The 21,828-nt window shown below is 61.0% G+C and carries 22 protein-coding genes; 12 read left to right on the forward strand and 10 right to left on the reverse strand.

Going from position 1 to position 21,828, the window contains the following annotated elements:
- Positions 1-9: 9 nt before the first annotated feature.
- The 7 genes from scpA to AC5YUO_RS17705 form a co-directional block, all read right to left on the reverse strand.
- Entirely contained in the window at positions 10-2,151 is a 2,142-nt protein-coding gene (gene scpA / locus AC5YUO_RS17675; protein WP_496156170.1) for a methylmalonyl-CoA mutase, read from the reverse strand.
- A 141-nt stretch (positions 2,152-2,292) separates the two neighbouring features.
- Positions 2,293-4,296, reverse strand: a complete 2,004-nt coding sequence (locus tag AC5YUO_RS17680) for an acetyl-CoA carboxylase biotin carboxylase subunit (RefSeq protein WP_496156171.1) — start codon at positions 4,294-4,296, stop codon at positions 2,293-2,295.
- Positions 4,297-4,300: 4 nt separating this feature from the next.
- Positions 4,301-4,702: a hypothetical protein gene (locus AC5YUO_RS17685; RefSeq protein WP_496156172.1), complete on the reverse strand. Its 402-nt coding sequence runs from the start codon at positions 4,700-4,702 to the stop codon at positions 4,301-4,303.
- A 42-nt stretch (positions 4,703-4,744) separates the two neighbouring features.
- The gene (locus AC5YUO_RS17690) at positions 4,745-5,296 is read right to left on the reverse strand and encodes an RNA 2'-phosphotransferase (RefSeq protein ID WP_496156173.1); all 552 of its coding nucleotides are present in this window, start codon (positions 5,294-5,296) and stop codon (positions 4,745-4,747) included.
- A gap of 34 nt (positions 5,297-5,330) precedes the next feature.
- The gene (locus tag AC5YUO_RS17695; RefSeq protein WP_077985202.1) at positions 5,331-5,708 is read right to left on the reverse strand and encodes a hypothetical protein; all 378 of its coding nucleotides are present in this window, start codon (positions 5,706-5,708) and stop codon (positions 5,331-5,333) included.
- A 104-nt stretch (positions 5,709-5,812) separates the two neighbouring features.
- A complete protein-coding gene (gene yghU, locus AC5YUO_RS17700; protein ID WP_496156174.1) occupies positions 5,813-6,709 on the reverse strand; it encodes a glutathione-dependent disulfide-bond oxidoreductase in 897 nt (298 codons plus the stop codon).
- A gap of 103 nt (positions 6,710-6,812) precedes the next feature.
- Positions 6,813-8,345 carry an acyl-CoA carboxylase subunit beta gene (locus AC5YUO_RS17705; RefSeq protein WP_496156175.1) on the reverse strand — a complete coding sequence of 511 codons (1,533 nt, stop codon included), beginning with the start codon at positions 8,343-8,345 and terminating at the stop codon, positions 6,813-6,815.
- A 118-nt stretch (positions 8,346-8,463) separates the two neighbouring features.
- Between AC5YUO_RS17705 and AC5YUO_RS17710 the strand changes: the two genes are divergently transcribed.
- Positions 8,464-9,882, forward strand: coding sequence for a helix-turn-helix domain-containing protein (locus tag AC5YUO_RS17710; RefSeq protein ID WP_496156176.1), 1,419 nt, complete (start codon positions 8,464-8,466; stop codon positions 9,880-9,882).
- Between the two features lie 16 nt (positions 9,883-9,898).
- On the opposite strand, the gene AC5YUO_RS17715 is transcribed toward AC5YUO_RS17710, so the two are convergent.
- Entirely contained in the window at positions 9,899-10,546 is a 648-nt protein-coding gene (locus tag AC5YUO_RS17715) for a DNA-3-methyladenine glycosylase family protein (RefSeq protein ID WP_496156177.1), read from the reverse strand.
- A 48-nt stretch (positions 10,547-10,594) separates the two neighbouring features.
- Between AC5YUO_RS17715 and gluQRS the strand changes: the two genes are divergently transcribed.
- Positions 10,595-11,494: a tRNA glutamyl-Q(34) synthetase GluQRS gene (gluQRS, locus tag AC5YUO_RS17720; RefSeq protein WP_496156178.1), complete on the forward strand. Its 900-nt coding sequence runs from the start codon at positions 10,595-10,597 to the stop codon at positions 11,492-11,494.
- Here gluQRS and AC5YUO_RS17725 read toward each other — a convergent pair.
- Complete coding sequence (locus AC5YUO_RS17725) at positions 11,462-12,379, reverse strand: YihY/virulence factor BrkB family protein (RefSeq protein WP_400813977.1); 918 nt, start codon at positions 12,377-12,379, stop codon at positions 11,462-11,464. The genes gluQRS and AC5YUO_RS17725 overlap by 33 nt on opposite strands.
- A 180-nt stretch (positions 12,380-12,559) precedes the next feature.
- Here AC5YUO_RS17725 and AC5YUO_RS17730 point away from each other — a divergent pair, with 180 nt between their 5' ends.
- The 7 genes from AC5YUO_RS17730 to AC5YUO_RS17760 all read left to right on the forward strand — a co-directional run bounded on the left by AC5YUO_RS17730 (position 12,560) and on the right by AC5YUO_RS17760 (position 17,890).
- Positions 12,560-13,393: an SDR family oxidoreductase gene (locus tag AC5YUO_RS17730; RefSeq protein ID WP_496156179.1), complete on the forward strand. Its 834-nt coding sequence runs from the start codon at positions 12,560-12,562 to the stop codon at positions 13,391-13,393.
- Positions 13,394-13,409: 16 nt separating this feature from the next.
- A complete protein-coding gene (locus tag AC5YUO_RS17735) occupies positions 13,410-13,607 on the forward strand; it encodes a twin transmembrane helix small protein (RefSeq protein WP_003520830.1) in 198 nt (65 codons plus the stop codon).
- A gap of 1 nt (position 13,608) precedes the next feature.
- Entirely contained in the window at positions 13,609-14,187 is a 579-nt protein-coding gene (locus tag AC5YUO_RS17740) for a cob(I)yrinic acid a,c-diamide adenosyltransferase (protein ID WP_496156180.1), read from the forward strand.
- Between the two features lie 35 nt (positions 14,188-14,222).
- Positions 14,223-14,996, forward strand: coding sequence for a rhomboid family intramembrane serine protease (locus tag AC5YUO_RS17745; RefSeq protein ID WP_496156181.1), 774 nt, complete (start codon positions 14,223-14,225; stop codon positions 14,994-14,996).
- Between the two features lie 183 nt (positions 14,997-15,179).
- On the forward strand, positions 15,180-15,926 hold the full coding sequence (locus AC5YUO_RS17750; RefSeq protein ID WP_400813965.1) for an electron transfer flavoprotein subunit beta/FixA family protein: 747 nt from the start codon (positions 15,180-15,182) through the stop codon (positions 15,924-15,926).
- Between the two features lie 25 nt (positions 15,927-15,951).
- Positions 15,952-16,893, forward strand: coding sequence for an electron transfer flavoprotein subunit alpha/FixB family protein (locus AC5YUO_RS17755; protein ID WP_496156182.1), 942 nt, complete (start codon positions 15,952-15,954; stop codon positions 16,891-16,893).
- A 115-nt stretch (positions 16,894-17,008) separates the two neighbouring features.
- Positions 17,009-17,890 carry a 3-hydroxybutyryl-CoA dehydrogenase gene (locus AC5YUO_RS17760; RefSeq protein ID WP_496156183.1) on the forward strand — a complete coding sequence of 294 codons (882 nt, stop codon included), beginning with the start codon at positions 17,009-17,011 and terminating at the stop codon, positions 17,888-17,890.
- A 46-nt stretch (positions 17,891-17,936) separates the two neighbouring features.
- Here AC5YUO_RS17760 and tlpA read toward each other — a convergent pair whose 3' ends face one another.
- Entirely contained in the window at positions 17,937-18,605 is a 669-nt protein-coding gene (gene tlpA / locus AC5YUO_RS17765) for a thiol:disulfide interchange protein TlpA (protein WP_496156184.1), read from the reverse strand.
- 24 nt (positions 18,606-18,629) lie between these two features.
- Between tlpA and argH the strand changes: the two genes are divergently transcribed.
- From argH to lysA, 3 genes are all read left to right on the forward strand, one after another.
- Positions 18,630-20,030: an argininosuccinate lyase gene (gene argH / locus AC5YUO_RS17770; RefSeq protein ID WP_496156185.1), complete on the forward strand. Its 1,401-nt coding sequence runs from the start codon at positions 18,630-18,632 to the stop codon at positions 20,028-20,030.
- A gap of 223 nt (positions 20,031-20,253) precedes the next feature.
- Positions 20,254-20,457 (forward strand): LPS translocon maturation chaperone LptM, encoded by a 204-nt coding sequence (lptM, locus tag AC5YUO_RS17775; RefSeq protein ID WP_003509930.1) that lies wholly within the window; start codon positions 20,254-20,256, stop codon positions 20,455-20,457.
- Between the two features lie 13 nt (positions 20,458-20,470).
- On the forward strand, positions 20,471-21,739 hold the full coding sequence (gene lysA / locus AC5YUO_RS17780) for a diaminopimelate decarboxylase (protein WP_496156186.1): 1,269 nt from the start codon (positions 20,471-20,473) through the stop codon (positions 21,737-21,739).
- The last annotated feature ends 89 nt before the right edge of the window (positions 21,740-21,828 follow it).

Below are 21,828 nucleotides of genomic sequence, written 5' to 3' on the forward strand. Positions count from 1 at the left end.
GTCTTTCCCTCACGCGTTCCGCCGGATGCCTTCCAACAGGTCGAGAACCTTGTTGGCGGCATCCATGACATTGGTGCCGGGACCGAAGATTGCCGAAACACCATGATCGAGCAGGAACTGGTAATCCTGCCGCGGGATGACGCCGCCGACGACGACGATGATGTCTTCCGCGCCCTTTTGTTTCAGCGCCTCTACCAGTTGCGGCGCAAGGGTCTTGTGCCCGGCAGCGAGCGACGACATGCCGACCACATGCACCCTGTTCTTGACCGCAAGATCGGCCGCTTCCGCCGGCGTCTGGAACAGCGGCCCGGCCAGCACATCGAAACCGATATCGCCAAAGGCGGAGGCAATGACCTTGGCGCCGCGATCATGCCCGTCCTGCCCGAGTTTGGCGACCATGATGCGCGGTTTGGTGCCGATCCGTTCGGCAACACCGGAAAGCCGCGCGGCGAGCGTGGCAAGTTCCGGCTCGTCCTTGTAAGCCTCGCCATAGATATCGCTCACCACCTCCGGCACGGCGGCATGGTCACCGAAGGACGCGCGCAACGCATCGGAAATTTCCCCGACGGTGGCGCGGGCGCGGGCAGCGACGACGGCGGCTTCGAGAATATTGCCCTTACCGCTGCGGGCAACCTCGGAAAGTGCTGCCAAAGCGGAGGTCACGTCCTTGCCATCGCGGCGGCGGCGTGTCTCTTCGATGCGGCGGATCTGTGCGGCGCGCACGGCGGCATTGTCGATATCGAGGACATCGATATCCTCTTCATTTTCCAGACGGTAGCGGTTAACGCCGACAATGACCTCCTCGCCCTTGTCCACCGCCGCCTGCCGGCGGGTTGCCGCCTCCTCGATCAATCGTTTCGGCAGGCCTTCCGCAACGGCCTTGGTCATGCCGCCCAGTGCCTCCACCTCTTCGATCAGCGCCCAGGCTTTCTCAGCCAGTTCGTTCGTCAGGCTTTCGACATAATAGGAGCCGGCCAGCGGATCGACGACCCTGGTGACGCCGGTTTCATGCTGGAGGATAAGCTGGGTATTGCGGGCGATGCGGGCGGAAAATTCCGTCGGCAGGGCAATCGCCTCATCGAAGGAATTGGTATGCAGCGACTGCGTACCACCGAGCACGGCGGACATGGCCTCGAAGGCGGTGCGGACGATGTTGTTATAGGGATCCTGCTCCTGCAGCGAGACGCCCGATGTCTGGCAATGGGTGCGCAGCATCAGCGACGACGCCTTCTGCGGCTTGAATTCCTCCATGATGCGAGACCAGAGCAGGCGGGCGGCGCGCAGCTTTGCCGCCTCCATGAAGAAATTCATGCCGATGGCGAAAAAGAACGACAGGCGGCCGGCGAAATCATCAACATTCAGCCCCTTGGCCAAAGCGGCGCGCACATATTCGCGGCCATCGGCCAGCGTGAAGGCCAGCTCCTGCGTGAGCGTCGCGCCCGCCTCCTGCATGTGATAACCGGAAATGGAAATGGAGTTGAATTTCGGCATCTCCTTCGCCGTATATTCGATGATATCGGCAATGATCCGCATCGAAGGTTCGGGCGGATAGATATAGGTGTTGCGGACCATGAACTCCTTGAGGATGTCGTTCTGGATGGTGCCGGAAAGGGCGGCGCGTGGAACGCCCTGTTCTTCCCCCGCAACGATGAAGTTGGCGAGCACGGGAATGACCGCGCCATTCATGGTCATGGACACCGACACCTTTTCGAGCGGGATGCCGTCGAACAGGATTTTCATGTCCTCGACGCTGTCGATCGCCACGCCCGCCTTGCCGACATCGCCTTCAACGCGTGGATGATCGCTGTCATAACCACGATGGGTGGCGAGATCGAAGGCCACGGAAACGCCCTGCTGGCCGGCGGCGAGCGCCTTGCGGTAAAAGGCGTTCGAGGCCTCCGCCGTGGAAAAACCGGCATATTGCCTGATAGTCCAGGGCCGCCCGGCATACATGGTAGCACGCGGGCCGCGGGTGAAGGGCGCAAAGCCCGGCAGGCTTTCGAGATGGGAAACCTTTTGCAGATCGTCGGCGGTATAGAGGGGCTTGACCTCGATACCTTCAGGCGTGTGCCAGACGAGCGCTTCCGGTGAGCGCTTCAGCTCCTTTTCGGCAAGCTGCAGCCAATCCCGCACCGTTTTTTCACCCGACATGCATCTCTCCCCTTCTGCATTTCATTTTAGCACTGTGGCGGGCAATCGTGACCTAAATCCAGCAATCCACTGCCGGATAAAACCCGCCGAGCCCATAAACCGCTCCGGCCCGCATGCGTTCCGGAAAAACGGTCACAAACATCACTCGAATTCGAGGATGACTTCGTCCACGGCGAGACTGTCGCCCGGTTTTGCCGAGACTTTGGCGACACGGCCGCGTTTTTCCGCGCGCAGGATGTTTTCCATCTTCATGGCCTCGACGGTCGCCAGCGCCTGCCCGGCCTCCACCTCGTCACCCTCACCAACCGAGATACCGGTGATGACGCCGGGCATAGGGCAAAGCAGCAGTTTCGACGTATCGGGCGGCAGCTTTTCCGGCATCAGCAGCGCCAGTTCCGCCACCCGCGGGCTGCGCACATGGGCGCGAATATCCATGCCGCGCCAGCGCAGGCGGATCGCCGCCCCGGCAAGATCGACCTTGGCGGCAATCACCTCGCCCGCCACCGTGAACAGGCCAAGGCTCTGGCCGGGAAGCCAGCCGGTGTCGACCGTCAACGCAGCACCGTCGTCAAAGCGGATCGCCGTGCCATCCGTGCCGGTTTCCACGCAGACGCTTCGATGGGATTTGCCGAACGAAACCACCCAGTCATGGCCGACGATGCGGCGGTGATTGCCGATGGTGCCGGAAATTTCCACCGCACGGTTCTGCAGCCGCTGATGGATGATGGCGGTAATGGCGGCAAGCTTGCGCGACGATGCCTCATCCGGTTCGACGCCGGAAAAGCCTTCCGGAAATTCTTCCGCGATAAAGCCCGTCGTCAGGCGGCCGGCACGGAAACGCTCGTGCTGCATGACGGCCGACAGGAACGGCAGATTGTGGCCGATGCCCTCCACCTCGAAACGGTCCAGCGCCTGCCCCATGGCGTCGATAGCGGTTTCACGATCCTTGCCCCAACTACACAGCTTGGCGATCATCGGATCGTAATACATCGATATCTCGCCGCCTTCGAACACGCCGGTATCGTTGCGGATGACGGTGCCGTTTTCCTGCTTGCCCTCCTGCGGCGGGCGATAACGCGTCAGCCGGCCGATCGACGGCAGGAAGTTGCGATAGGGGTCTTCGGCATAAAGCCGGCTTTCGATCGCCCAGCCATTCAGCTTCACATCCGTCTGCCCGAAGGAGAGCTTTTCTCCTGATGCCACGCGGATCATCTGTTCGACCAGATCGATACCGGTGACGAGTTCCGTTACCGGATGCTCCACCTGCAGGCGGGTGTTCATTTCCAGAAAATAGAAATTCCTCTCGCCATCGACGATGAATTCCACCGTGCCAGCCGAATGGTAACCGACTGCCCTTGCCAGCGCCACGGCCTGCTCGCCCATGGCCTTTCGCGTCGCCTCGTCCAGAAAGGGCGATGGCGCCTCCTCGATGACCTTCTGGTTACGCCGCTGGATCGAACATTCGCGCTCGCCGAGATAAAGGATGGTGCCGTGCTTGTCGCCCAGCACCTGAATTTCAATGTGGCGCGGCTGGGTGACGAATTTTTCGATGAAGATGCGGTCATCGCCAAAAGAAGATTTCGCCTCGTTCTTCGAGGAATGGAAGCCTTCCCGCGCCTCGGCATCGTTGAAGGCGATGCGCATGCCCTTGCCGCCGCCGCCGGCGGACGCCTTGATCATCACGGGATAACCGATCTCAGACGCGATCCTCACCGCCTCATCCGCATCCTCGATCAGCCCCATATGGCCAGGTACGGTGGAAACACCCGCTTTGGCAGCCAGTTTCTTCGAGGTGATCTTGTCGCCCATCGCCTGGATGGCACCGACGGGCGGACCGATGAAGACGACGCCCGCCTTTTCCAGCGCCTCGGCGAAGGCGGCATTTTCCGACAGGAAGCCATAACCGGGATGGACCGCATCCGCCCCGGTCTTCGCGATTGCCTCAAGAATCCTGTCGATGACGATATAGGACTGCGACGAGGGCGCGGGGCCGATATGAACGGCTTCATCCGCTTGTCTCACATGCAGCGCATTGGCGTCCGCATCCGAATAGACCGCAACGGTGGCGATGCCCATCTTCTTTGCTGTCTTGATGACCCGGTAGGCGATCTCGCCGCGATTGGCGATGAGGATTTTCTTGATCATGCGGTTATTCTCCCCTCGCATCGTCATCATCGTCACGGAATTTCTTTTCATAGGGCATCATCAGGATGGCCGAGGCGGTGGCGGCCGCACCGAACAGGGATGCAATGGGCATGACGACCAGCAGCACGGGCACGACCGGATTTGCGGCGCGGCCGATGCGCGTGCCCAAACCGCCGACGTCGAGAAAGATCAGCGCCGCACCGACACCGACGCCGATCAGCACGCCGATGGCCGCATTGAGCGCCATGAATCGCAGCATCTGCCGGTGATCGAGCCGGGCGGCCTCCCGTGTCATCCTGGGTTTGAGGTTGCGGTTGCCGGGCGCTTTACGGGTACCGCCGCCACGCCGCGGCTTCAGCCAGCGATGCAGCCAATCCATATCGATCTGAAATATGCCGACACCCATTTTGCCTCCCTCCTCCATTACCAAGCATCAGCCCGTTACCCATCACTCCGCTGAGGAAGCCTCGAACTCAGTCAGATAGGAAAATGGCACGGCGTCCGTCAGCCAAACGCCGTTATCGGCTCGGTAGAAACTGTAACCATCCGCAAACATCCGACCGGCATCGACAATCAGGACCACAGGCTTTCCGTGCCGTTGTCCGACGGCAAGCGCAGTCTTCCGGTCAGCGGAAAGATGAACCTGTTGCCTTTCCCCCGGGCGCAAGCCTTCCCGCAGAATGGGTTCGAGGAAACGGGTCGCCGTACCGTGAAACAATTGCGGCGGCGGCTCGACTGGCGGCTGGCCGAGATCGACCTTCACGGAATGCCCCTGCGCCGCCCGAATGCGGCGGCCGTCTTCCGACAGCGTAAAGCGCTTCTTGTCGCTTTCTGCGACCACCGAAAAGAGGCCTGCCTCATCGAGCGGCGTGCCACTCGCATTCGCTTTTGCCAACAGATCTGCGACGTCAGCCCAACCCTGAGTATCGAGAGTCAGGCCGATACTTTCAGGCGCATGGCGCAGAACATAACTCAGAAATTTGCTGGTCGCTGTCGACATCGCATTTCATTCCCGTTGGTGGATGACAGCACACTCAAATCTCGAAGAAATTCTCGAAGGATTCCGGGAAATTCTGCCGCGCGACGCGCTCGTCGATGACAAGCATCGCCTGATAGGAAAGCGGGTCGAAATTCTTCTCCGCCGGCACCACCTCGCGGCCGAAGAGGAGGTTGAGGCGGGCGGCGTCGAGATTGCCGCGCTCGAAAGGCTCAGGCCCAAAATGGTGCCAGAGCGAGTGCAGGAAGGCGGCATCGATGCGATGCTCCTTGGTGTCGTTGCGCGCCCTTCGGGGTATCATCTTGATAGGTGTTACCCCTTTGGGGTTGGCGCGGCGGATGGTGAACTGGACGCCCGTGCTCGGCATGCCGGAGGGAAATCCCTTGTGCTTGGTCATTTCGGGCAGGTTCGCCATCTTTTGTCCTTTCAGAACATTTCCAATAAAAGCGGCCTTGCTTTTACGTCCGGAAATGCGCCAACTCAAATAGTTAGAGCGCTTTTGGCGCTCTAATCCTTTTCTTACGCCTTGCCGATCTTATCCTGCGTCTTCATCTCGAAGTCGGAGGCATCGTGGCGTTCATGCAATTGTTCGGACGGATCGCCCGAGGTCTTGTTGACGATCACGCCGCGTTTGACCGCCGGACGTTCGCCGATTTCAAGCGTCCAGCGCATCACGTTCTTATAGCTGTCCGCCTCGAGGAAAGCACCGGCATCGCCATAGGCCTGACCGAGCGCGATCTTGCCATACCAGGGCCAGACGGCCATGTCGGCAATCGTATATTCCGAACCGGCGAGATAACGGTTCTCAGCCAGATGACGGTCCAGCACGTCGAGCTGACGCTTGACTTCCATCGCGTAACGATCGATCGCATATTTGATCTTCACCGGCGCATAGGCATAAAAATGGCCGAAACCGCCGCCGAGGAAGGGCGCGGAGCCCATCTGCCAGAACAGCCAGTTCAGCGCCTGCGTGCGGGCATTGCCCTCTTTCGGCAGGAAAGCGCCGAATTTTTCTGCGAGATAAACGAGGATGGAGCCGCTTTCGAAAACCCGCGTCGGCTCAGGCGTCGAATGATCCATCAGCGCCGGGATCTTGGAATTCGGATTGACGCCGACAAAACCGGAGCCGAACTGGTCACCTTCGCCGATCCTGATCAGCCAGGCATCATAGTCGGCGCCCTTGTGGCCGGCGGCCAGCAATTCTTCCAGCATGATGGTGACCTTCTGGCCATTCGGCGTCGCCAGCGAATAAAGCTGCAGCGGATGCTTGCCGACCGGTAGTTCCTTTTCATGGGTCGGACCGGCGATGGGCCGGTTGATATTGGCGAACTGGCCGCCATTGCCCTTGTCCCAGGTCCAGACCTTGGGCACTTCATATCCGGCGGGGAAATTATCTGCGGAGGAATTTTCGGCCATCAAAAATTGTCCTTGTTCGTTTCGGGAGGACACCCGGACATCCGGGTGCCTGAACATTCCATATAGTAAGGTGGCCGAAGCATTTTTCCAGCCCCGCAGCGGGTCAGAGCGGAATAGTATCGTGTTTCTTCCAGCGGGTTTCCACGCTCTTGCCGCGCAGCGAGGCAAACGCACGGGCGATGCGGCGGCGCGACGAATGCGGCATGATCACCTCATCGATGAAACCGCGCTCCGCCGCCACGAAGGGGTTGGCGAAACGCTCCTCATATTCCTTCGTGCGCGCGGCGATCTTTTCGGGATCGGCAAGCTCGGAACGATAGAGGATTTCCGCCGCCCCCTTGGCGCCCATCACGGCAATTTCCGCCGTCGGCCAGGCATAATTCACATCCGCGCCGATATGCTTCGACGCCATCACGTCATAAGCACCGCCATAGGCCTTGCGGGTAATCAGCGTCACCATCGGCACCGTTGCCTCGGAATAGGCGAACAGCAGCTTCGCGCCATGCTTGATGACGCCACCATATTCCTGCGCCGTGCCGGGCAGGAAACCCGGCACATCCACCAGCGTCAGCAGCGGAATGTTGAAGGCATCGCAGAAGCGCACGAAACGGGCCGCCTTGCGCGAGGCGTCGATATCGAGGCAGCCGGCCAGCACCATCGGCTGGTTGGCGACAACCCCCACCGTCTGGCCTTCGAGACGGATGAAGCCGGTGATGATGTTTCTGGCAAAAGCCTCCTGCAACTCGAAGAAATCACCCTCGTCGGCCAGCGCGTGGATCAGCTCCTTCATGTCGTAAGGCTTGTTGGAACTGTCGGGGATCAGCGTATCGAGCCGCGCTTCCAGCCGCGCCGGATCATCGTGGAACGGCCGCACCGGCGGCTTTTCGCGATTGTTGAGCGGCAGGAAATCGAACAGCAGCCGCACCTGTTCCAGCGTTTCGATGTCGTTTTCATAAGCGCCGTCGGCGACAGAGGATTTTTTCGTATGGGTGGAGGCACCGCCCAGCTCTTCCGCCGTGACGATCTCGTTCGTCACCGTCTTCACCACATCCGGCCCGGTCACGAACATGTAGGAGGTGTCGCGCACCATGAAGATGAAATCGGTCATGGCGGGCGAATAGACCGCGCCGCCCGCGCAGGGACCCATGATGACCGATATCTGCGGCACGACGCCGGAGGCGATGACATTGCGCTTGAACACATCGGCATAACCGCCGAGCGAGGCGACACCTTCCTGAATGCGCGCGCCGCCGCTGTCGTTGAGGCCAATCACCGGCGCGCCGTTGCGCACCGCCATATCCATGATCTTGCAGATCTTCTGGGCATGGGTTTCCGAGAGCGAACCGCCAAGCACCGTGAAATCTTGGGAAAACACATAGACCTGCCGGCCATTGACGGTGCCCCAGCCGGTAACGACACCGTCGCCCGCCACCTTCTGCTCCGCCATGCCGAAATCCACCGCCCGGTGGGTGACATACATGTCGTATTCCTCGAAGGAACCTTCATCCAGGAGCACGTCGATGCGCTCGCGCGCCGTCAGCTTGCCCTTGCCATGCTGCGCCTCGATGCGCTTGACGCCACCGCCGAGACGCGCCTCAGCGCGCCGCGTTTCCAATTGCTCCAGAATGCCGGGCATGTTTCCTCCATGCTTTGTCAAACGATGCATAGCCCAGAAAATAACATCCCAGAAGCCTTGATCGTGCGGGTATGCGTGCCATAAATATTTGCAATATTTAATTTTGCAAAGTTGCAACATGGCGACGGAAAAACTCTTCATCGGCCGCAAGGTGCGTGGCCTTCGCGAAAACGCCCGCGCCACGCAGGCGCAGTTTGCCGAACGGCTGGGCATCTCCGCGAGTTACCTGAACCAGATCGAAAACAACCAGCGCCCGGTTTCGGCCAGCGTTCTGGTGACGCTGGTGGAAAAATTCCAGCTGGATATGGCGGAACTGGCAACCGGCGAAAACGACCGGCTGGTTTCCGCCGTGCGGGAAGCACTGAAGGATCCGCTGTTCATGAATTACGAGCCGGGGCTTCAGGAACTGAAGCTGATTGCCCAGAACGCTCCCGGTTTTGCCCATGCGCTGCTGCGTGCCCATCAAGCCTATCGCCAGAACAGCGAACAGCTGGTGCAGCTGGACGACCGGCTGGGGCGCGGAACCGCGCAGGTGGAAAGAACCCCCTATGAGGAGGTGCGCGATTTCTTCCACTTCGTCGACAACTACGTCGCCGAGATCGATCTTCTGGCCGAAGAGCTGGCGGAGGAACTGGAGATCGAGGGCGGCGAGACCTATGGCATTCTGGCGGCGCATCTGCGCAACCGTTATGGCATCCATATCACCCGAACCGAGGCGGCGGGCGGCCTGATCCGGCATTTCGATCCTGCCGGCAAGACGCTTGCCCTCAGCTCCTACATGGCCGCGCCGACCCGCTGTTTTCAGCTTGCGTTGCAGATCGCCCAGCTTCACGCCGGCGCGACGGTGGACAGGGTGCTTTCCGGCGCCGGTTTTCGCCATGTGGAAGCGGCGGAAATCTGTCGCATCGGGCTGCATAATTATTTCGCCGCCGCCCTCATCCTGCCCTATGGCCAATTTCACCGGGCCGCTCAGGAACTGCGTCACGATCTCGAGCTTCTGGCCGTGCGGTTCGGCGCGAGCCTCGAACAGGTGGCGCACCGGCTGAGCACGTTGCAGCGGCCGGGCATGAAGGGCGTGCCGATCTTTTTCGCCAAGATCGACCGGGCCGGCAACATCACCAAACGCCACAGCGCCACGCGGCTGCAATTTGCCCGTTTCGGCGCGGCCTGTCCGCTGTGGAATATCCATCAGGCCTTCGAAAGCTCGGACAGGATCGTGCGGCAGCTGGCGGAAACGCCTGACGGCGTGCGCTATCTTTCCATCGCCACCCAGATCGAAAAGGCCGGCGCCGGTTTCAATACGGAAAGACCGCGTTATGCCATCGCGCTCGGCTGCGAAATTTCCCACGCGCAGAATTTCGTTTATGCCGATACGCTCGATCTCGGCAATGCGGCCTCCTTCAAACCCATCGGCATTTCCTGTCGGGTCTGCGAGAGGGTCGATTGTGTACAGCGCGCCGTGCCGCCGCTGAAACGCAAGCTGCATTTCGATCATCTGTCGCGCGGAGCCCTGCCCTACCAGATCGCAGACTTCTAAGGCTCGCGCAGCCCGCTCAGGGCAGCGGCACCATGGCGCGCCGCATGATATTGGCGTAATAGCCCCAGAAAAGCCGGGCGGCCACGGAGCGCCATGGCGACCAGAGTGTCGCCCGCTCCGCCAGCCACTTGCCATCCGGCCTCACCTCCAGATCAAGCGCGTGCGCGACCGCCGATCGCAGCGCCACATCGCCCACCGGAAATATATCCGGGTGCCCGCCGCAGAACATCAGATAGACCTCCGCCGTCCACGGGCCGACGCCGCGCAGCGCCACCAGCTCCGAAAGGGCGGCCTCCGCCTCCCTGCGCACCACGCCGTCAAGATCGATCTGCCCTTCCGCGACGGCGCGCGCCAGCCCTTCCAGCGTTGTGGCCTTGGCACGCGAAAGGCCGAAGGTGGCGCGCAATTCCTCCGGTGCCCCGAGATAGTTTTCCGCCGTGACCACACCGCCAGTGCCGGCAAGGATGCGCGCCCATATGGCATTGGCGCTGGCGCGTGATACCATCTGCGAGACGACGATATGAGCAAGGCCGGCAAAACCGGGTTCGTGAATCCGCAACTCCAGCGGACCGGCTTTTTCGATAATGAGGCTGAGAGCCGGATCGAGGCGGGCAAGATGGTCCAGCCCTTCGCTGATGTCATCCATCCCTGTAATGATTTTCATATCGGTCATTCCCTAAGCCGCCAGCCGGCTGGCGGGGCACTTTAAAACATGGCAGAAGAAACCATGCCTTCGCCTCTCCGTCAAAAACCGGCTTACCGTTTTGCGCCAAGCCCCAACGGCCCGCTGCATCTCGGCCACGCGCTTTCCGCCTTTCTGAACCACGATATGGCGCGGGACAATGGCGGCCGCTTTCTGCTGCGCATCGAGGATATCGACCAGACGCGCTGCACACCGGAACTGGAACAGGCGATCCATGACGATCTCGGCTGGCTGGGTCTCGGCTGGGAGATACCGGTGCGGCGACAATCTGAGCATTTCGATGAATACCGCGTGGCGCTGGACAGGCTGATCGAGGCGGGCCTTGCCTATCCGGCTTTTCTCAGCCGTGGAGAAACAAAGGCAATCGTAAAGGCCTTCGAGGCCGATGGCGGACTCTGGCCACGCGATCCGGATGGCGCCCCGCTTTATCCGGCCATCGACCGGGAGAGAGCTGAGGCGGAACGGGCGGCACTCCTTGCCTCCGGCAGGCCATACGCCTTTAGGCTCGATATGGAGAAGGCGATCCGCGCCGCCGGCAGCCCCCTGTTCTGGCAGGAGAGCGGCGATGGCGAGACCGGAGAGATCGAGGCCCTGCCCGCACTCTGGGGCGATGTGGTGCTGTCGCGTTCCGACGCGCCTTCGAGCTATCATCTTTCCGTTGTGGTGGATGATGCGCTGCAGGGCGTTACCCATGTGGTGCGCGGTATGGATCTCTTCCATGCAACGGCCATCCACCGGTTACTGCAACACCTGCTGCACCTGCCGCAGCCCGCCTATCACCATCACCGGCTGATTTTGGGCGCGGACGGGCGCAAGCTTTCGAAAAGCGAAGGCAGCACCGGCCTTTCTGCCCTTCGCGCGGGCGGGGCGACACCCTCAGATATCCGCCGGCTTGTCGGCCTCCTCTAGCGACTGCCCGCGGCGCGCGCCGTTGCCGCCGATATTGCGGCGAATGATCTGCCGGACCTTGTATTTCATCAGGGCCGCATTCACCTCCGCGCCAAGCATGAAGATGACGCCGACCATATAAAGAAACACCAGAACGACCATCACGGAGGCAAGACCCGCATAGGTGGCGGCGTAGTTGGCGAAGGTGGAGAGATAATAGGCGAAGATCGCCGCGCCGATGACCCAGAAGATCATCGTCAGGAGAATGCCGGGCCAGACATCCCAGATGCGGCGCTTGCCGGCGGGCAGCCACAGATGCGCCGCCACCAGCCCCGCCGTCAGCACGACGATGGTGCCGTAAAGACCGAGGCTGGAGATGGTGTTCAGCACGTCCGTCATCCACGGAAATCGCTGCTCGGCAAAGGACGTGGCAACCGGCACGGCGACAAGCACGATGCTGATGCCGGTGAAGACCACCACGGCAATCAGCACGTAAAGCAGGCTGAGCAGGCGGGTGACATACCACCAGCGCGTTTCGGTGACGCGATAGGCGCGATTGAGCGAAATACGCAGCGCTTCGACACCGTTGGAGGCAAAGTAAGCGGCGGCCAGCACCGAAATCGTCAGCAGCCCGCCGCGCGGAATGGTGAGAACCTGCTGCACCTGTGCCGCAAGCGGCCCGGCAATCGCCTCCGGCCAGGTGTCGAAAATGAGATGCACCGCCGTTTCGGAAAACTGATCCGCGCCCAGAAAACCGGCGAGAGCCGTGCCGAAAATCAGGAATGGAAACAGCGCCAGCAGGATGGAAAGCGCCATATGGCTCGCCATCGCCCAGCCGTCATCCTCGGCGAAATGGGAATAGGCATCGAAGGCAACCTTGCCTGCCAGGCGCACTGCGGCAACCATGTCACCTCCATTCATCGGCATTTCATTTGTAACTTCGTCGCGAATATGGGAAATCAGCTTCGCTTTGTACAGCGCGCAAGCGGGCCTTTCGGTTCCCGCAGGACACGGATTTCGCGCAATTTCGATTTTAACGGGCCGGGCAATCGGGCCAGAACAACAGTCGGTTTCCCGGAGCGGCAAATGTCTGAAAAACCCGTCATCATCATCACCGGCTGTTCCTCGGGCATCGGCGCCTATTGCGCCGGCGCGCTTCACCGGGACGGCTGGCGGGTTTTCGCCACCGTGCGGCGCATCACCGACATGGCGGCGCTCGAGAATCAGGGCATCGAAACCCTGATCATGGATTACACCAAGCCGGAAACCATTGCCGCGCTGGTGGAGACGGTGAGGGCGCGGACAGGCGGCCGCATCGATGCGCTTTTCAACAACGGCGCCTATGGCCAGCCGGGCGCGGTGGAGGATCTGCCTGTCGAAGCGCTCAGGGCGCAGTTCGAAACCAATGTCTTCGGCTGGCACGATCTGACACGGCGGGTCATTCCCTTCATGCGCTCCCGCGGTGCGGGGCGCATCGTGCATTGCTCCTCGATCCTCGGCCTCGTTCCCTATCGTTATCGCGGTGCTTACACCGCATCGAAATTCGCGCTTGAGGGGCTGGGCGTGACGCTGCGCATGGAGCTTCAGGGCAGCGGCATCCATGTGAGCCTGATCGAGCCGGGGCCGATCACCTCCAAATTCACCGCCACCGCGCTTGCCCATATCAACGAACATATCGATCTTGAAAATTCGGCCCATGCGGCGGAATATAAACGCCAGTTGGCGCGCATGGATGGCTCCGGTCCCGTCAACCGGCACAAGCTTGGCCCCGATGCCGTTTATGCCGTGTTGAAACACGCCCTGACCGCCGCAAGGCCGAAACCGCATTACCCCGTCACCGTTCCAGCCAAACAGGGGCTTATCCTGAAACGGCTCTTGCCTGCCGGACTTTTCTATCGTCTGCTGCGCAGATTCGATTGAGGAGGAGTAATACCGCATGTCCGGCTTCACCACCGTTCTGGCCCTTATCGTCATGGGCCTCGTCGTCATCGTGCTGATACGCGGCCTCTTCAACATGCTGAAGGGACAGGACGCCAACCGTTCCAACAAGCTGATGCAGCTTCGCCTGCTTTTGCAGGCCGTCGCCATCGTGCTGATCATGTTCACCCTCTGGCTCACCGGCGGCGGCCGCTGACATGGTGAAGCTGAACAGGATCTATACCCGCACCGGCGACAAGGGCACCACGGCGCTGGTTTCCGGCCCGCGCCGCCTGAAGCACGATCTTCGCGTCGAGGCCTATGGCACGGTGGACGAGGCCAATTCGGCCATCGGCGTTGCACGACTGCATACGGGCGGGCTGGAAAAGCTGGATGCCATGCTGTTCCGCATCCAGAACGACCTTTTCGATCTCGGCGCCGATCTCGCCACGCCGGAAAGCGGCGAGCCGCTCTCCTACGAGCCGCTGCGCATCGTCGAAAGCCAGGTGACCCGGCTTGAAAACGAAATCGACGAAATCAACGCCGCGCTTGAACCGCTGACCTCCTTCGTGCTGCCGGGCGGCAGTGCGGCGGCAGCCAGTCTCCATATGGCGCGCACGATCTGCCGCCGGGCGGAAAGGCTGATGGTGGCGCTTTCGGTCACCGAGAACGAGATTGTCAGCCCGGCGGCTATCAAATATGCCAACCGCCTGTCCGATTTCCTGTTCGTGGCCGCCCGTTTTGCCAATGACACGGGCAAGGCCGACATTTTATGGGTTCCCGGCAAGAACCGCTGACACAGTGCGACAACCGTTCAGACAAAGGGCATTCGATGTTCATCCCCCTGCACGATGCGAATTCCCTCAAGCACATCCGGCTGCAATATGTCACCATCGGCCTGATCGTGGTCAATGTGCTGGTCTGGCTGTTTACCGGTGTGATCGCCAGCGATACCGAAGCCAATGCGGCAGCGCTCGGCCTCGGTTTCATTCCGGCGGTCGTGTTCGATTACGCCTATCTGGAACCCGCCCTGCAGATCGTGCCTGATGACCTCACCGTTGTCACCTATGCCTTCCTGCATCTCGATTTCTGGCACCTCGCCGGCAACATGCTGTTTCTCTGGGTCTTTGGCGACAATGTCGAGGATGCACTCGGTCATTTGCGTTTCCTGGTCTTCTATCTCGCCTGCGCCATTGTCGGCGCGCTGTTTCATGGCTTCGTCGCCCCCACCTCGGAAGGGCCGCTGATCGGCGCTTCGGGTGCCGTGTCCGGCGTCGTCGCCGCCTATTTCCTGCTGCATCCCAAGGTACGCGTCTGGGTGCTGGTTCTCATGCGCATCCCGCTTCCTTTGCCCGCCTTCATTCCCCTGGCGCTATGGATCGGCCAGCAGTTCCTGATGCTGGCGCTCGGGCTCGAAGAAAACGTCTCGTGGGGCGCGCATGTCGGCGGCATATTGGCTGGGGCGATCCTGGTGGTTTTCATGCGCAGGCCGGGTGTTCCCCTGTTTGACCGCACCATTGTTCCGCCGAGGGCGGCGCAGTTCAAGAATCCGTCGCAAACGGCGGGGTTGTCGCAAATCGAACGGGGCTATGACGGGGGCAGATGATCCCTTGGCGAAGAGATAGCGTATTTACGTGAACGTCAACGTAGGATATGCCTAACGTGCATGCGATAATGAAGTTTGCTCCGTTGTAATTGCGGGAAAAATGCTTATCCATGTCGCCAACCTTTTTTTGGAGGTCCGCGCGGTCCAGTGACCAAACGGACAGGAGTTTGAGGAAAGCCGCCGATGAAAATCCTTGTCCCCGTTAAACGAGTCGTCGATTACAACGTGAAGATCCGCGTGAAGTCGGATGGTTCAGGCGTTGAGCTTGCGAATGTGAAGATGTCGATGAACCCGTTCGACGAAATCTCGGTGGAAGAGGCGCTGCGTCTCAAGGAAGCCGGCAAGGCCGAAGAAGTCGTGGTCGTCTCCATCGGCCCGGCCAAGGCGGAAGAAACGCTGCGCACCGCACTCGCCATGGGCGCCGACCGCGCCATCCTGATCGAGACCGACGAGACGGTCGAGCCGCTCGCCGTCGCCAAGCTTTTGAAGGGCGTGGCGGAAGCCGAACAGCCCGGCCTCGTCATCGTCGGCAAACAGGCGATCGATGACGATTCGAACCAGACCGGCCAGATGCTGGCCGCCCTGCTCGGCTGGGGCCAGGGCACCTTTGCCTCGAAGGTCGAGCCGTCCGACGGCAAGGTCGCGGTCACCCGTGAAGTCGATGGCGGCCTGCAGACCGTGGAGCTGAAGCTTCCCGCCGTCGTCACCACCGATCTGCGCCTGAACGAGCCGCGTTATGCTTCACTGCCGAACATCATGAAGGCCAAGAAAAAGCCGCTCGACAAGAAGTCACCGGCCGATTTCGGCGTCGACGTCTCGCCGCGCCTGAAGGTGCTGAAGACCGAGGAGCCGGCGGGTCGCAAGGCCGGCATCAAGGTCGGCTCGGTTGCCGAGCTGGTCGAAAAGCTCAAGGCCGACGGCGTCCTCTAAGATTTCGGAAAAGGGAGATATTCTCATGGCCATTCTTCTTCTGGCAGAACACGACAACGCAACCCTTTCCGACCTGACGGCAAAGACGCTGACGGCGGCAACGCAGATTGCCAAGGGGACGGGAAGCGACGTGCATGTGCTGGTCGCCGGTTCCGGCGCCAAGGGCGCAGCCGACGCAGCCGCAAAACTCTCCGGCGTCTCGAAGGTGCTGCTCGCCGACGATACATCCTATGCCAATGCGCTGGCAGAACCGCTGGCGGCGCTGATCGTTTCGCTCAGCCCTTCCTATGATGTCATCATTGCGCCGGCCACCGCCTCGGCCAAGAACGTGACGCCGCGCGTTGCGGCGCTTCTTGACGTGGCGCAGGTCTCGGAAATCATTGAGGTCGTATCGCCCGACACCTTCAAGCGGCCGATCTATGCCGGCAACGCCATCCAGACGGTGCAGGCGAGCGATGCGAAGAAGGTCATCACCGTGCGTCCGACCGCCTTTGCGGCAGCAAGCGAAGGTGGTTCGGCAGCGGTTGAAACCATCGGCGCGGCGGAAAACCCTGGCCTTTCCAGCTTCGTGTCCGATGCGCTGGCCTCGTCCGACCGTCCGGAACTGACCTCTGCGAAGATCATCATCTCGGGTGGCCGTGCGCTTGGTTCCTCGGAAAAATTCAGGCAAGTCATCCTTCCCGTCGCCGACAAGCTCGGTGCCGCCGTTGGCGCCAGCCGTGCGGCGGTCGATGCCGGTTATGCGCCGAACGACTGGCAGGTGGGCCAGACCGGCAAGGTGGTTGCACCGCAGCTTTATATCGCGGCGGGCATTTCCGGCGCCATCCAGCATCTGGCCGGCATGAAGGACTCGAAGGTCATCGTCGCCATCAACAAGGATGAAGAAGCGCCGATCTTCCAGGTGGCGGATTATGGTCTCGTCGCAGATCTCTTCGAGGCGCTGCCCGAACTCGAAAAATCGCTGTAATTTAAGCATGAATTGGAGGCGGCGCGTTTTTTGAACGCGCCGCCTTCTCTTTTTCGGCGATATGCGTAACATCGCCGGCCATAACGCAGACAAATCCCTGAGAGGAGACCAGCCTATGACCGCCCCCTTTAAAAACATCGGTGTCATTGGAGCCGGTCAGATGGGATGCGGCATTGCGCATGTCTCCGCCATTGCCGGCTACAGGGTCCATATTTACGATCTTTCCAAGGAAGGCATCGAGGCCGGCCTTGCCACCATCAATGGCAATCTCGCCCGCCAGGTCACCAACGGCAAGCTTTCCGACGAGGCCCGCAAGCAGGCGCTGGCGCTCATCAGCGGATCGACCGACGTCAATGATCTGGCGCCAATGGATCTCGTCATCGAGGCCGCCACGGAAAACGAAGAGATCAAGCGCAAGATCTATACGCAGGTCTGCCCGGTCCTGAAACCCGAGGCGCTGCTCGCCACCAATACCTCGTCGCTCTCCATCACCCGGCTCGCATCCGCCACCGACCGTCCCGAACAGTTCATGGGCATCCACTTCATGAACCCGGTGCCGGTCATGAAGCTGGTGGAGCTGGTGCGCGGCATCGCCACCAATGAAAAGACCTTTGACGCGGCGAAGGATTATGTGCGGACGCTGGAAAAGGCGATCACCGTCGCCGAGGATTTCCCCGCCTTCATCGTCAACCGCATCCTGCTGCCGATGATCAACGAGGCGATCTATACGCTTTATGAAGGTGTCGGCTCGGTGGAAGCCATCGACACCGCCATGCGGCTCGGCGCCAACCACCCGATGGGCCCGCTGCAGCTTGCCGATTTCATCGGTCTCGACACCTGTTTGTCGATCATGCAGGTGCTGCATGACGGCCTCTCCGACAGCAAGTATCGCCCCTGCCCGCTGCTGGTCAAATATGTCGAGGCCGGCTGGCTCGGCCGCAAATCCGGCCGCGGCTTCTACGACTATCGCGGCGAGACGCCGGTTCCGACACGGTAAAGATCAGCCGCAGCGAGGGAGAGAAAAATCTCTCCCGAAAGCCGGCTTACTTAGCGGCTGCGGCCGTCACCAGCGCCTTGGCATCTTCGCTGTCCCATGCCGCCGGGCCGTTCATGGCGGCAAGCAGGCAGCCGTTCTCATCGAGCAGCAGCGTTGCCGGCAGGCCGAAGGCGAGGCCTTCCTTTTTCAGAATGTTGAAGACGCCCATGGAACTGTCGCGGTAAGGCTTCAGCGCATCGATCTTGTATTCATCCATGAAGGCTTTCGGCTTTTCATCCCCGCCGACATCGATATTGATGGCGACGACCTCGAAATCCTCGCCGCCCTTTTCATGTTCCAGCGCATTCAGAGCCGGCATCTCTTCCCGGCAGGGCACACACCATGTGGCCCAGAGGTTGAGAAGAACCGCCTTGCCCTTGAGATCGGCAAGCGTCATATCCTTGGCCTCCGGTCCCTTGAAGGACAGCGGAACGATGCGGGGCTTGTCCGCCGCCGACATGGCTGCCACCTGCCCCTTCAGAAACGGTTTCAGCGAAGCGATGCGGTTTGCCGCCCCCTCACATAAACCGCCCTCTGCCACCGCTGCCCCTTGAACCGGGCTCTCAGACCCAATATGCCTGAACCAGACCGCGCCCGCGCCGCTTAAAAGACCGGCAACGGCAGCAATTGCAACCAACTTGGCGGAAGGAAGCCGGAACGGCCTTTTTTCTGTCATCGAATACTCCAGGGCACTAAAAACATGGCTGACGGCACAGATCAGAAATCCTCCAACCAGATGTGGGGCGGACGTTTCGCTTCCGGGCCATCTGCCATCATGGAAGAGATAAATGCCTCCATCGGCTTCGACAAGAAGCTTTACGCCCAGGATATCCGCGGCTCTATGGCGCATGCCGCCATGCTGGCATCTAAAGGCATTATTTCGCCCGAAGATAAAGACAAGATCACGGACGGCCTGAACACGATCCTGTCAGAAATCGAATCCGGCACCTTCGAATTCTCCCGCAAGCTCGAAGATATTCACATGAACATCGAAGCACGGCTTGCAACGCTGATCGGCCCCGCCGCCGGCCGCCTGCACACCGCCCGCTCGCGCAACGACCAGGTGGCGCTCGATTTCCGCCTGTGGGTGAAGGAAGAACTGCAGAAGACCGAGGGCATGCTGACCGCCCTCATCGCCGCCTTCCTCGACCGCGCCGAAGAAAATGCCGACACCGTGATGCCGGGCTTCACCCATCTGCAGACGGCGCAGCCGGTCACCTTCGGCCACCATTGCATGGCCTATGTGGAAATGTTCGGCCGTGACCGCGCCCGCGTGCGCCACGCCATCGAGCATATGGACGAAAGCCCGATCGGCGCGGCCGCGCTGGCCGGCACCGGCTACCCCATCGACCGTCATATGACGGCGAAGGCGCTCGGTTTCCGCGAGCCGACCCGCAACTCCATCGACACCGTTTCCGACCGCGATTTCGCGCTGGAATTCCTGTCGATCGCTTCCATCTGCGCCACGCATCTGTCGCGTCTCGCCGAAGAGATCGTCATCTGGTCGACGCCGCAATTCGGCTTCATCCGCCTGTCGGATGCCTTCTCCACCGGTTCCTCGATCATGCCGCAGAAGAAGAACCCGGACGCCGCCGAACTGGTGCGCGCCAAGACCGGCCGTATCAACGGCTCGCTGATCGCGCTGCTGACTGTCATGAAGGGCCTGCCGCTCGCCTATTCCAAGGATATGCAGGAAGACAAAGAACAGGTTTTCGATGCCGCCGAAAGCCTGGAACTGGCGATTGCCGCCATGACCGGCATGATCCGCGACCTCGAGGTGCGCAAGGACCGCATGCGTGCGGCGGCCGGTTCGGGCTATTCCACCGCCACCGACCTTGCCGACTGGCTGGTGCGCGAGGCGGGCCTGCCCTTCCGCGACGCCCACCATGTGACCGGCAATGCCGTGGCGCTGGCGGAAAAGAAGGGCTGCGATCTGGCCGATCTTTCGCTGGAAGATTTGCAGGCCATCCACCCCGGCATCACGAAGGGCGTTTTCGACGTTCTGTCCGTCGAGGCGTCGGTCGCCAGCCGCACGAGCTTCGGCGGCACGGCGCCTTCCGAAGTGAAGAAGCAGATCGCCTGGTGGCGTGGACGCAACTGATAAGCCGATCTGCCGCCGTCACCCCGGACTAGATCCGGGGTCCAGGGCGATCAAGTCCTTGATCGCAATAGACTCTTCTCACGGCGCAGACGCGCCGTGGCTGGATGCCGGATCAAGTCCGGCATGACGGCGGAGAGATTTTCGCGCTTTGCCCCAGTCTGAGGGTGCACAAGCGCCCTGTTTTTCGTTATCAGAGAGGCACATATTTCCTTTGGACAGGCTCATGCTTTCAAAAACCGCGCGCAAACTCATCGTTCCCATCGGCATGACGCTCGCCGTCAGCCTTGCTCTCAGCGCCTGCGGGCGTAAAGGCGACATCGATCCGCCGAGCACGCCGGTCGAAATGCGCAACAAGCGCGCCGCCGATGGCAGCGAGCCGAAGCCGGCGACGGCAGAGCGTCCGTTCATTCTCGACAAGCTTCTCTGACGGGTAAAAAGCCGTGAACCATTTTGGCTATATCGACGGCGTGCTGCACGCCGAAAACGTGCCTGTGCCCGAGATCGCCAAGGCGGTCGGGACGCCTTTCTATGTCTATTCCACTGCGACGCTGGAGCGCCACTACAAGGTGTTTTCAGGCGCTTTTGCGGATGTGGACGCCATGGTCTGTTACGCCATGAAGGCCAACTCCAATCAGGCGGTTTTGAAGACGCTGGCAAAGCTCGGCGCCGGCATCGACGTCGTCTCGGGCGGCGAGTTGCGCCGCGCACTCGCAGCCGGCGTGCCGGCAAGCCGCATCATGTTCTCCGGCGTCGGCAAGACGGTGGCGGAAATGGATTATGCGCTGGAAGCCGGCATCTACTGTTTCAACATCGAATCCGAGCCGGAACTGGAAGTCCTCAACCTGCGCGCGGTCAAGGCGGGCAAGCGGGCGCATGTCTCCTTCCGCATCAATCCGGATGTGGATGCGCGCACCCATGCCAAGATTTCCACCGGCAAGAAGGAAAACAAGTTCGGCATTTCCTATGAGCGGGCGCGGGCGGTCTATGCCCATGCCGCCACCCTGCCCGGCATAGACGTGACCGGCATCGACATGCATATCGGCAGCCAGATCACCGAATTGCAGCCTTTCGAGGATGCCTTCCGGCTGCTGCGCGAACTCGTGGAAGTGCTGCGCACCGACGGCCACACGATCAGCCACGTCGATATTGGCGGCGGTCTCGGCATCCCCTATCGCGATGACAATAATCCGCCGCCGTTGCCGGATGCCTATGCCCATATCGTCAAGAACGAGCTGAAGAGCCTCAACTGCAAGATCGTCACCGAGCCGGGCCGCCTGATCGTCGGCAATGCCGGTATTCTGGTGACCGAGGTGATCTATGTGAAGGATGGCGGCGAAAAGACCTTCGTGATCGTCGACGGTGCGATGAACGATCTCATCCGCCCGACGCTTTATGAGGCCTATCACGGCATCCGCCCGGTAGTGCAGCCGGCCGAGAACACCCCGCGCATCAAGGCCGACATCGTCGGTCCGGTCTGCGAAACCGGCGATTATCTGGCGCTGGACCGCGAGATGGCGGCACCGCAGCCGGGCGATCTCATCGCCGTCAGTTCCGCTGGAGCCTATGGCGCGGTGCAGGCCGGCACCTATAATTCGCGCCTGCTGGTGCCGGAAGTGCTTGTCAAGGGTGACAAGTTCCACGTCATCCGCCCGCGCGGCACCTATGAGGAGCTGATCGCTCTCGATTCCGTGCCCGCCTGGCTCGACTGATCCCGCTCACTATCCGGCGTGACCGATCACAATCAAGCGAAGCTGCCTAAAAAATGGGGGTGAGGGCTTAGGTGCCCTCGTCTTCGCCA

The sequence above is a fragment of the Agrobacterium sp. LEGMi-208b genome (genome assembly GCF_059511785.1).